The 11959-nt window shown below is 42.3% G+C and carries 5 protein-coding genes; 4 read left to right on the forward strand and 1 reads right to left on the reverse strand.

What is annotated here, in order from left to right; all coding sequences use genetic code 11:
* The first annotated feature begins 100 nt into the window (after positions 1-100).
* The 3 genes from ATK78_RS15975 to ATK78_RS15985 are packed head-to-tail and all read left to right on the forward strand — an operon-like array spanning position 101 to position 8500.
* A complete protein-coding gene (locus ATK78_RS15975) occupies positions 101-5206 on the forward strand; it encodes a translocation/assembly module TamB domain-containing protein (protein WP_243732553.1) in 5106 nt (1701 codons plus the stop codon).
* Entirely contained in the window at positions 5190-7484 is a 2295-nt protein-coding gene (gene tamL, locus ATK78_RS15980; RefSeq protein ID WP_133577109.1) for a translocation and assembly module lipoprotein TamL, read from the forward strand. Before ATK78_RS15975 ends, tamL begins: the two co-directional genes overlap by 17 nt.
* An 8-nt stretch (positions 7485-7492) precedes the next feature.
* Positions 7493-8500: a YihY/virulence factor BrkB family protein gene (locus ATK78_RS15985; RefSeq protein WP_133577110.1), complete on the forward strand. Its 1008-nt coding sequence runs from the start codon at positions 7493-7495 to the stop codon at positions 8498-8500.
* Here ATK78_RS15985 and ATK78_RS15990 read toward each other — a convergent pair.
* Positions 8497-10422, reverse strand: coding sequence for a DNA topoisomerase IV subunit B (locus tag ATK78_RS15990; RefSeq protein ID WP_133577111.1), 1926 nt, complete (start codon positions 10420-10422; stop codon positions 8497-8499). The two genes, ATK78_RS15985 and ATK78_RS15990, sit on opposite strands and share 4 nt — an antisense overlap.
* A 108-nt stretch (positions 10423-10530) precedes the next feature.
* On the opposite strand from ATK78_RS15990, the gene ATK78_RS15995 reads away from it, so the two are divergent.
* Entirely contained in the window at positions 10531-11883 is a 1353-nt protein-coding gene (locus ATK78_RS15995) for an APC family permease (protein ID WP_133577112.1), read from the forward strand.
* Positions 11884-11959: the final 76 nt, after the last annotated feature.

An 11959-nucleotide genomic window follows, 5' to 3' on the forward strand; every position in this document is an offset into this window, starting at 1 on the left:
TATAATTCACCGCGCATGGCATGATTTTGGTTATAATCAAGCGATATAAATTCTCAAATTATTACAATTGAATAAATATATACGCAAAAGTCTCAAAATTGTGCTCTGGATAATCGCAAGTGTGATTATTCTGGTTGTTTTATTGGCCATTTCACTCAATATTCCTGCTGTTCAAAATTTTGTAAAAGATAAGGCCATTGGATATTTAAAGAACAAAACCAAGACAGAAGTACGTCTGGAAAGCATAAAAATTGCACTTCCAAAGGATGTTGTCCTGAACAAATTCTACATTGAAGATAGAAAAGGTGATACACTGCTCTATGCAGAAAAACTTTCTGTTGACATTAGCCTGCTCAAACTGCTCAGCAATAAAGTAGAAATTAACAACATCACCTTAAAAAAGATCAGGGCGAATGTTACCCGTATTGATCCGGACACTGCATTTAATTTTTCCTTTTTAGTGGACGCATTCATGTCTGAACAGACAAAACCGGAAGCAGAAGTAGAAAAAGATACCACTTCAACCTTAAAGTTTTCCATTGACAAGATCAATTTCGAGGATATCGGCATTGTTTACCGTGATGATGTGGCCGGAAATGCAATGGCCCTGAACCTCGGAGAATTTAAAGCCAATGTGAAAGACTTTGACATGGCCAATCAGCACTATGTGATCAAAACCATAGCGCTTAACAATACCGCTGTAAAATACCTGCAGAAAAAACCATTAACCGTTTTACAGGCCCACCTGGAAAACAGCATTGATACCGCAAAGACCGGGACCGGAAAGTTACCTTTGGTAGAGATCAACGACTTTGCTTTTAACAACATTAAGATCAATTTTGACGACCAGGTCTCCGGCATGAATGCAGATGTAGATCTGAGTAAACTTACCCTGGAAAAACTATTTGTAGACCTTACCAACGGCAACTATAAGGTGGATGATGGTAAGATCAACGACACCAAAGTCAATTTTAATTCAGCAGCCAATAGTGCAAAGGTAAACCTTCGGGAATTTTCGCTGACCAGGGTGATCGCTGATGTAAATAAAGGCAATTATAAATTGGATAATGCAGTACTGAATAAGTCAGACGTTGTATTTCAGCTAAAACCTGTAAAAGCTGTTAAAGGCAGTAATGCTAAAGAAACAGTAAAAGATTCCGTTGCACCTTCGGCACCGCTATCTCTGCTGCTTGGCAAATTAAGTTTGTCAGAAAACAACATTCAATTTGACAACAACGGCACCAAACCGGTTAAAGGTATGGACTTTAATCATTTAAAGATCAATAGCCTGAGTTTGCTGGCAGAATCAATTGCCTATAGCGATGCCGGCATAAAAATCAACGTAAAGGAAGGCTCCTTTAAAGAGAAGAGCGGCTTTCAGCTGAACAGTTTGCAGGGTGATGTTGCCTATTCTGATAAAGCCATTAAAGTAGCCAACTTTAAAGCGAGAACACCCAATACGACCATTGAGAACAATACGGACCTGACCTATACATCCCTTGAAGACCTGACTAAGCATCCGGAGCGTGTTAAGATGGCGGTAGTGCTCAAAAACACGACCATTGGATTGAAGGATGCGACCTATTTCAGTGATGCTGTACCCGCAAATTACCGAAATGAAAAAATCCGTGTAAATGCAGTGGTCAACGGGTATATGAATAACCTGAGCATTCCAAGACTTCAGATCAATGGCCTTAAAAGCACATCGATTGATGTAAGCGGAACGGTAAAAGGTTTGCCCGATGTGGAAAAGACCGTACTTGACCTGAACATTAAAAAGTTCGCCTTAACAAAACAGGACCTTTTAGTGGTCATTCCTAAAAATGCACTTCCGGCAAGCATTCAGCTTCCAAACTACATATCTGCCAATGGTAAATTTAAAGGGTCGATGACCAATTTTAATACCGGCTTTAATATCAATACAGATATGGGCTCTGCCAAACTTCTGGCAAACATGAATGGCCCTAAGGGAAAAGAGCATTATACCGCCAACATCAGCCTGAACAATTTTAACGTTGGCCGCTTGTTGAAAATGGATACTGTATTGGGACGGATCACAGCAAAAGCTACCGTCAATGGTACCGGCCTGGATATGAAAACGGCTACGGCAAAAGTAAATGCGCAGCTGATCAGTGCATATTACAATAAATATACCTACCGGAACCTGTTCCTTAGCGGAACCTATTCCAAACAAAAGCTAAATTTAAAAAGTAATATGGCAGACAGCAATGCCAACTTTAGCTTAACTGCTTTTGTAGACATGGCTGGAAAATACCCGGCTATAAAAGCCGACCTCAACCTAATCCAGGCAGATCTTCAGAAACTAAACTTTAGTACCACTGAATTCAGGCTGGCCGGACTCGTTACAGCAGACATTCAGACTGCTGATCCGGATTACCTGAACGGGGATGTGAGCATCAGAAGTCTGCAGCTGGTAAAAGAAGGTCAGAAGTTCAATATGGATACCATTGACATCCATTCTGAGGCCGATGCAAGCCACAACCTGCTTACTTTAAAATCTGAAGTAATTACAGCCAGGGTAGACGGTAAATACCAGCTGACCAATCTAGGAAGTGCCGTGATCAACCAGATCAATAAATATTACCAGTTTGGTGAGGTAACCAAAATACCTGATCAACGGTTCCGGTTTAATGTGCACATCTTTAACCCTAAATTCTTAAAGAACTTTGTTCCTTCATTAACCACCTTCTCTCCTGCCCGGATGAGCGGATTGATCGATACCCAAAAGGATAGTCTATTGATGAATGCTTCGTTTCCGCAGGTGGTATATGGTGATTACAAGGTAGACAGTACCAGGCTAAACATCAACAACAACAATCAGCAGCTGAATTATAAACTGCAGATCAAAGGTGTACAAAGTCCTTCTATTGCGTTATACAATTCTGAAATAAGCGGACAGGCCGTAAACAACATACTGGGGTTAAACATCTTTTTACGGGACAGTAAATTAAAGGACAAGTATTTGATTGGCGGTACGTTTAAATCCATCAATAAAGATTTCCAGTTTAGCCTGGATCCGAATAAATTATTACTCGACTATCAAAAATGGACCGTTGCACCGGAAAACTTTATCCAGTTTGGTCAATCGGGAATCCTTGCCAATAACTTTAACATCAGTCAGGGAAGTCAGCTGCTGCGCATTAACAGTTCAGACAACGTGCCCAATTCTCCGCTAAAGGTTGAGTTTAAGGATTTCAGGATTGAGACCCTGACTAAGTTTGCTGAACAGGATAGTGCCCTGGTAGGCGGGTCTATCAATGGTGCTGTAGATGTTAAAGATTTAATGGGCAGTCCGAAGTTTGAAGCCAACCTGACCATTGACCAGCTCCGTTATGAGAAAGACCAGCTGGGTACCTTACGGATCGCTGTAAACAATAATACAGCAAATGCATTTGAAACCAATATCGCGTTAACTGGTGTTCATGAACTGCGAGTAAACGGATTTTATTATACCAATACAGAGAATGCGCTGGATCTGACCCTGAACATTGACAAGATCGACTTAAAGGCTTTGGAAAGTTTATCTATGGGACAAATTAAACGTGGATCAGGTACCATTACGGGTCAGCTTAGTGTTAAAGGCGCTATTGCCGCACCAAAGGTATTGGGTGACATTAAGTTTAACCAGGCTGCATTTACAGCTACCTATGTGAATTCGTACCTGAGGATGCCTAATGAAACCATCAGCTTCACCAACCAGGGCATAAACTTTAATAACTTTACCATACTCGATTCCCTTGGACGTAAAGCGACGATTGGCGGTGGTGTGTTAACGACTGACTACACGAACTTCAGGTTTAACATGGACATTAAAACTGATAATTTCAGGGCGCTGAATTCTACAGCCCAGGATAATGATATGATCTACGGAACGGTATACCTGACCAGCAATATTAAAGTTCGCGGCGACTTGAATCAACCTGCTGTAGACATGACCATCAAGGTAGAAAAAGGCACAAAGTTCTTCTTTGCCCTGCCGGTGGATGACCCTTCCATAATTGATCAGGAAGGTATTGTACAATTTATCGATGAGGATGCTGCACCATATAATGGACAGAAAGCATTAAATGGAGACAGCATCAGCAAGGCAGCAATTAAAGGAATTAACCTGAGTGCGAACTTAACCATTGATCCGGAAGCGGAACTGAATGTGGTTGTAGATCCGGCAAACGGAGATGCGTTACGCGTTAAAGGCGAGGCCAACCTGATCGCTACCATGGATCCCAGCGGTAAGACCAGCTTAACCGGCCGTTATGAAATTTCTGAAGGTTCTTATAACCTGTCTGTTGGTCCGCTTGGTAAAAAAGAATTTAAACTGGTTAAAGGCAGTTATATTGTATGGACCGGCGATCCGATGTCTGCCAATGTAGACCTTACTGCGCTTTATGAGGTTAATGCAGCCCCTATTGATTTGCTGAATGCGGCAGACAATGTATATGCTAAGACCAAGCTTCCATTCCAGGTTTACCTGATGATGAAAGATGAGCTGATGAAACCGAAGATCTCCTTCCGCATAGACTTGCCGGAAAATGAGCGTGGTGCATTGGGCGGACAGGTATATACCCGTTTACAGCAGGTAAACCAGGATGAAAGTGAACTGAACAAACAGGTGTTTGCATTACTGGCCCTAAACCGTTTTATTGCAGAAAATCCATTTCAAAGTCTTGCCGGTGGTGGTGGCGGTGTTTCAACCCTTGCCAGGTCCAGTGTCAGCAAATTGCTAACTGAACAACTCAATAACCTGGCGTCTGACCTGATCCAGGGTGTAGAGCTTAACTTTGGTGTAAACTCTTCTGAAGATTATTCTTCCGGATCGCTTGAACAGAAAACAGACCTGGAAGTTGGTGTTTCTAAAAAGCTTCTCAACGACCGGTTAACCGTTACTGTTGGCAGCTCATTTGGACTGGAAGGCCCTCCTACACAAAACCAGAACTCGACCAATATTGCGGGTAACGTCAATGTTGAATATGCACTCTCTGCCGATGGAAGGTACCGCTTAAGGGCTTACCGCAGAAATCAGAATGAAGGGGTAATTGAGGGGCAGATCATTGAAACCGGACTTGGTTTTGCATTGGTGGTAGACTATAATAAGTTTAAGGAGATCTTCCAAAGCCGTAAAAAGAAAAACAGAATACTTAATAACGAAACTATTGAACAGAAACCTAAAGATGAAAAATCCAATTAAGCCTCATTTCTTACTCTTTTTGTTCTTGTTTTTAGCCGCTTGCAGTACAACGAAGCGTTTAAAACCCGGACAAATCTTATATACCGGAGCTGAGGTGAAGATTAATCCAGACTCATCCGCACGGATTGACGATCAAAAATATGTTAAAAGCACCCTTGAGGATAAGACCAGGCCAAAGCCAAATAAGTCTTTTCTGGGTATAAAATATAAGCTGTTCTTTTATAACCTGGCCGGAGAACCAGCAAAACCAAAGGGTTTCAGACACTGGTTAAGAACCAAGCTTGGCGAGCCGCCGGTTCTGCTGAGTGAAGTTAAACTAAAATACAACAATGATGTACTCACCAGCTACCTGATTAGCCAGGGCTATTTACAGTCGGTGGTTACCGGTGACACCGTGGTTAAAAATAAAAAAGGAAAAGCCATCTATACCGCCTATACCGGACAACGGTACAAGATTAACCGCATTACCTTTCCGCCAGATAGCGGCAACCTGGCCAGCATCATCAATCAGCATAAGGGTGAAACTTTATTAAAAGCAGGCGAGTATTACGATCTGGAAAACTATAAGAATGAACGGATCCGCATTGACAATGACTTAAAAGAATCCGGATATTTTTACTTTAGTCCGGATTACCTGATTGTACAGGTTGACAGTACCATTGGCAAGAACCTGGTTAACATCCGCGTTCGTGTAAAAGATATTGCTCCGGATGCTGGTTTAAAACCATACACCATCAAGAACATTAACATTTATCCAAATTATAGTTTGCGCAGGGATAGTGTGTTGAGAAAACTGCCGCCTGTTCAGTACAATGATTTTAACATCTACGATAACCGGAATACTTTTAAACCAAGGGTATTTGACCGCCTGGTGTTCTTTAAAAAAGATGAATTGTATAACCGGAAAGACCATAACCAATCCCTAAACCGGATGGTTAACATCGGTGCCTTTCAAAGTGTAAAAGCAGAGTTCCTGCCAATAGACAGTTTTAAAAATAACCAGCTGAACCTGAACATTTATTTGACTCCTTTAAAAAAGAACTCCCTTACTTTTGGGGTTACGGGAACCAGTAAATCCAATAATTTTGTGGGTTCTGAAGTGAAGCTGACCCAAACTACCCGGAATTTATTCAGAGGAGCAGAAATATTAGAAGTCAGTGCCAGCGGTGGTTTTGAAACCCAGGTAAGCGGAAAATCACAAAACCTGAATTCCTATTCGTTTACGGCTGAAGGTAAATTGACCTTTCCCAGGTTCATTGTGCCTTTTTATAAACCAGAGTCTACCAATGCCTTTATTCCGAAAACAATTGCTTCTATTTCCTATCAGCTATTAAATCGTGGATCGCTGTACAGCTTAAACTCCTTTAAAGGTGAATATGGATACAGCTTTAAGGAAAACCAGTACAAAGAGCATGTGTTTAATCCAATTTCCATTAACTATGTGCAACCGATCATTGATCCAAACAAAAATCAGGAAGATCTATTTGATTCAATTCCAGGCTTAAGGTATACCCTCCAGAAACAATTCATTATTGGGAGCAATTACAGCTTTACCTATACTGACCAGATGGAAACACAGCGCCGCAACAATATGTATTTCAACGGAAGCATAGAAACGGGCGGTAACGTTTGGGGGCTATTTGCACCGAAGAATGAAGAAGGTAAAAAAGCAATATTTGATGTTCCTTTAAGCCAGTTTGTGCGCCTGGAAGCAGACTTTAGGGATTACTTTAAGGTCAACAGGGGCGTAACCTGGGCCAACCGGTTAAATGTAGGCTATGGTTTTGCTTATGGTAACGATTCTTCACTTCCTTTTGTACGCCAGTTCTTTGCAGGCGGAAGCAACGACATCCGGGCGTTTAAAGCACGGTCATTGGGTCCGGGTACCTTTAAAGTAGCAGACACGGTTCGCTTTGCCGATCAGGGTGGTGATGTAAAGCTGATGCTGAATACTGAATTGAGGTTTAAGCTGGTTAGTGTGCTTTATGGTGCCTTATTTGCCGATGCCGGTAACGTATGGCTGCGCCGGGAAGATCCGGACAGACCGGGTTCTAAATTTAATGCAAAAAATGTGCTGAGTGAACTTGCTGTAGGTACCGGTGCCGGACTGCGGGTAGATGCCACCATTTTTGTGATCCGTCTTGATGTTGCATTCCCGGTCAGAAAACCATACCTGCCGGAAGGACAGCGCTGGGTGTTTGACCAGGTTTCTTTTGGAAGCAAGACATGGCGCAGAGATAATTTAATTTATAACATCGGGATCGGGTATCCTTTCTAATCATACTTATGGAACTAGTTGTTAAAACGAAGAACTTTTTTATTGCTATTTATCATTTATTCATTGCTGCCGGAAAAGGTTTTATGGAAGACCGGGTATTGAAACTCAGTGCTTCGCTGGCCTACTATACCATCTTTTCATTAACGCCTTTGATCATTATCATCATGTCATCTGCAAGCTTATTTTTGGGAGACAAATTGAATCCGCAGGATAAGCTGCTTGGCGAAAATGGAGAAATTACGAGTATGCTTGGCCGCGAGACTACGGAACAGCTAAAAACCTTTATAGACAAGTCTAACCTGGAAGGCAAAAGTACAATGGGCCTGATCATTGGCGTAGGCGTATTGATCATAGGTGCCACGGCCATCTTCATCGAGATCCAGGATAGCATTAACATGATATGGAAAGTAAAGGCGGTGCCTAAAAAGGGCTGGAAGAAATTCCTCACCAACCGGCTGCTCTCCTTCTCACTTATTGCATCGTTAGGGTTCCTCCTTCTCGTTTCACTGGTGATCAACAGTATTGTAGTCGGGGTTGGTGATAAACTGGCCAGCTATTCTGACCGGATCGGAATTGAGAAAGTTTCCGAGTTATTTATGCTGATCCTAACCAACGTAATTACCCTCGCTGTGGTAACCTGCATCTTTGCGATTATATTTAAAGTGCTGCCGGATGTAGACCTGAAATGGAAACCGGCCGTTATTGGTGCTTTATTTACTGCGGTACTGTTTAGTATCGGTAAATATGTGATCGGGATCTATATTGAAAAAGGAAATCCGGGATCAGCTTTCGGGGCAGCCAGTTCCATCATTGTTATTTTAACCTGGATCTATTATACCGCAGTTATCCTTTATTTTGGCGCTGAATTTACACAGGCCTATGCCGAAAAATACGATGATGGAATAGCACCCAGCAAATATGCCGTACATACCAAGATCATCGTTGTGGAAAAGAAAGTGGATGTACTGCCGCCGCAGCACCCGGAAGATACCAAGTTGCCTGAAGGAAAGATCTAAGCAGATTCTGCGAGATCCTCATCCTCATCAACCACATCATGAACAACAGCCATCGTAGATGCATCTTCGGTGGCTGAGATCAATTCTTCAACGGTATCCTTTTCTACCCTGAGATTCCTGATGATGTGCTGTTGCCTGTCTGGTGTATTTTTACCCATATAATATTCCAGCAAATTCTTAATCGTTTGATCTTTGAGGATCACAGGATCTAAGCGGATATCTTTACCGATGAACAGGCCGAACTCATCAGGTGAGATCTCTCCAAGACCTTTAAACCTTGTTATTTCTGGTTTATTGCCCAGCTTCTCTATTGCCTTTTTACGTTCATCATCACTATAGCAATAAATGGTTTCTTTTTTATTGCGGACGCGGAACAACGGTGTCTGCAGGATATAAACGTGACCGGCACGTACCAGATCCGGAAAAAACTGCAGGAAGAAGGTCATCATCAACAAACGGATGTGCATGCCGTCTACATCGGCATCGGTAGCAATCACAATATTATTGTAGTGCAGTCCTTCCAGTCCGTCTTCAATGTTCAGGGCATGCTGAAGCAAATTGAATTCTTCATTTTCATAAACCACTTTTTTAGTCAGCTCATAACAGTTTAGCGGTTTACCCTTTAAACTGAATACGGCCTGGCAGTCTACATCCCTGGATTTGGTGATCGATCCGGATGCGGAATCCCCCTCGGTAATGAATAGTGTAGTTTCGTAACGCTTATCATGTGTACTGTTAAAATGCACTTTACAATCGCGTAGTTTCTTATTGTGCAGGGATGCTTTCTTTGCACGGTCATTGGCCAGTTTCTTAATTCCGGCAATGTCCTTCCGTTCACGTTCCGACTGGAGGATCCTTTTTAGTAATGCATCTGCTACATCGGTATGTTTATGCAGGTAATCATCCAGTTCTTTTTTAACAAAGTCGTTGATGAAGGTCCGCACAGACGGTCCTTCCGGCCCCATATTCTGAGATCCCAGTTTGGTCTTCGTTTGCGATTCAAATACAGGTTCCTGAACCCGTACAGAAATTGCCGCTATGATGGAAGACCGGATATCTGAGGCTTCATATTCTTTTTTATAAAACTCCCGGATTGTTTTCACCACTGCTTCCCTGAAGGCTGCCTGGTGTGTACCGCCCTGTGTGGTATGCTGTCCGTTAACAAAGGAATGGTAATCTTCGCCATACTGCTGGCCATGCGTCATCGCGATCTCAATGTCATTCCCTTTTAGGTGAATGATCGGATACCGGATATTTTCCACGTCGGCCACTTTATTTAGCAGGTCATACAGACCACGTTCAGAAAGATATTTTTGATTGTTATAATTTACCGTCAGACCTGTATTTAAGAACACATAGTTCCAGATCATGCTTTCTACAAAATCAGAAATATAGTGGTAGTTTCTGAAAATGCTTTCATCCGGATAAAAGGTTATTGCGGTACCGTTTCTTTGCGTGGTATCAATAATCGGATGATCAATAACGATCTCCCCTTTTGAGAATTCTACTTTTTTTGTTTTACCGTCGCGGTAAGACTGGACAACGAAATTGGCAGACAATGCATTTACCGCCTTTGTACCCACCCCATTTAAACCTACTGATTTCTGAAATGCATTGCTGTCGTATTTACCACCGGTATTGATCTTTGACACACAATCAATTACCTTACCCAATGGGATACCGCGGCCATAATCCCTGATATTAACCTTTGAATCTGAAACGGTTACATCAATGGATCTGCCGGAGCCCATCACAAACTCATCAATGGAGTTGTCCATGATCTCTTTCAGCAAAACATAGATGCCGTCATCATGTGCTGAACCATCTCCAAGTTTACCGATGTACATACCGGGTCTTAACCGGATGTGTTCCTTCCAGTCGAGGGAGCGTATACTGTCGTCGTTATAAATAGGTTCAGCCATGATTGTTTGTGAGTAGAATACAAATTTAATCGAATAAGCCATCTAATCAACCACAAAGTTTCAACAAATACACATTTTCATGTATATTGATCGAATAAATTATTAGGTATGGCTCCAAAGAAACAGCTCTCCCTGTTTGACCTATCCATGATCGTAATCAGCCTGGTTATTGGAATGGGGATTTTCAAGACGCCGGTACGGGTAGCTTCCGCTGCACAAATCCCGGAGCTTTTCTTCCTGGCCTGGATCATTGGCGGTCTGGTGGCCCTTTGCGGTGCATTGACCTATGCGGAGATTGGATCGCGTTTTCCGGTTACCGGAGGCTACTATAAAGTATTCTCTGCCTTTTACCACCCTTCTATTGCATTTGCGATCAACTGCATCATTATCGTTTCTAATGCGGGTTCTGTAGCTGCCGTTTCTCTTATTGGTGCGGAGTACCTGAGTAAGGTGATTCTTCCTTTAGACATGCAAACCGAGTTTTACCGGATCATTATTGCCGCTATTACCATTGTTTTATTTTATATCGTTAACCTGCTGGGATTAAAGGTTAGTGCCAAGGCCCAGAATGTATTGTCTGTTATTAAAATGGGGATGGTACTGACCTTGATTGGGGCGGTATTTGCCGGGCCTGCCGCTGTGAGCCAGACGCCTGTTTTTGAAACCGGGATTGCAGGTGCAGTTCCGGCCTGGTCAGACTATGGAAAAGCCTTGGGGATCTGCCTGATTGCCATTTCGTTCACCTTTGGCGGCTATCAGCAAACCATCAATTTTGGCGGCGAAACAAAGAATCCAAACAAAGTTGTACCGCGTGCCATTATTATTGGGCTGGCCATTATCATTGCGCTTTATATGGCCATTAACTACGCTTATGTTCGGGTCATTGGATTTGAACAGCTGAAAACGGCAGAGAGCATTGCGGCAATACTTGCCGGAAAGATCTTTGGTCCGGCTGGTTTTACCTTACTTTCCGGACTCATTTACCTGTCCGTTCTGGGGTATGTAAATGTTAACCTGTTGAGCAATCCCAGGGCAATGTATGCCATGGGCGAAGAAAAAGCACTCCCTTCTTTATTTACCCGGATCAGTAAGAGAACGGATGTTATGTATGTGAGCTTAACGGTTTTTGCTGTGATTGCAGTGTTTACGTTATTTTATGCACAAACCTTTGAAAAGATCTTAAACTACACCATATTCTTAGACTGTATCGGCATGGCCACCTCTGCCGCAACGCTCTTTTTTTTAAGAAAACGCACTGCAGATCTAGATAAAAAGACCATTTACAGCATGCGTTTATACCCCTTATTACCGCTTATTTTTATTGCTGCCTATTTATTTGTCGCACTGAGCATTTACAGTGACGATCCGAAGGCCGCAATAAATGGATTGATCATCTTCGCTGGATTTATAGTTATCTATTTCATCAGTGTATTTTTTAATAAAAATAAACAGACCGGATAATTATTTCCGGGACCAAATACCCCGCTTAACTAAATATAACGATTACCATTTTAATATACATTTGCCCTAAACCAAA

It is taken from the genome of Pedobacter metabolipauper (genome assembly GCF_004362715.1).
Classification (GTDB): domain Bacteria; phylum Bacteroidota; class Bacteroidia; order Sphingobacteriales; family Sphingobacteriaceae; genus Pedobacter; species Pedobacter metabolipauper.

Excerpts from the sequence above, each read along its gene's own strand:
- tamL (WP_133577109.1), top strand. The coding sequence starts at position 5,190 with ATGAAAAATCCAATTAAGCCTCATTTCTTACTCTTTTTGTTCTTGTTT.
- ATK78_RS15985 (WP_133577110.1), top strand. The coding sequence starts at position 7,493 with ATGGAACTAGTTGTTAAAACGAAGAACTTTTTTATTGCTATTTATCAT.
- ATK78_RS15990 (WP_133577111.1), bottom strand. The coding sequence starts at position 10,422 with ATGGCTGAACCTATTTATAACGACGACAGTATACGCTCCCTCGACTGG.
- ATK78_RS15995 (WP_133577112.1), top strand. The coding sequence starts at position 10,531 with ATGGCTCCAAAGAAACAGCTCTCCCTGTTTGACCTATCCATGATCGTA.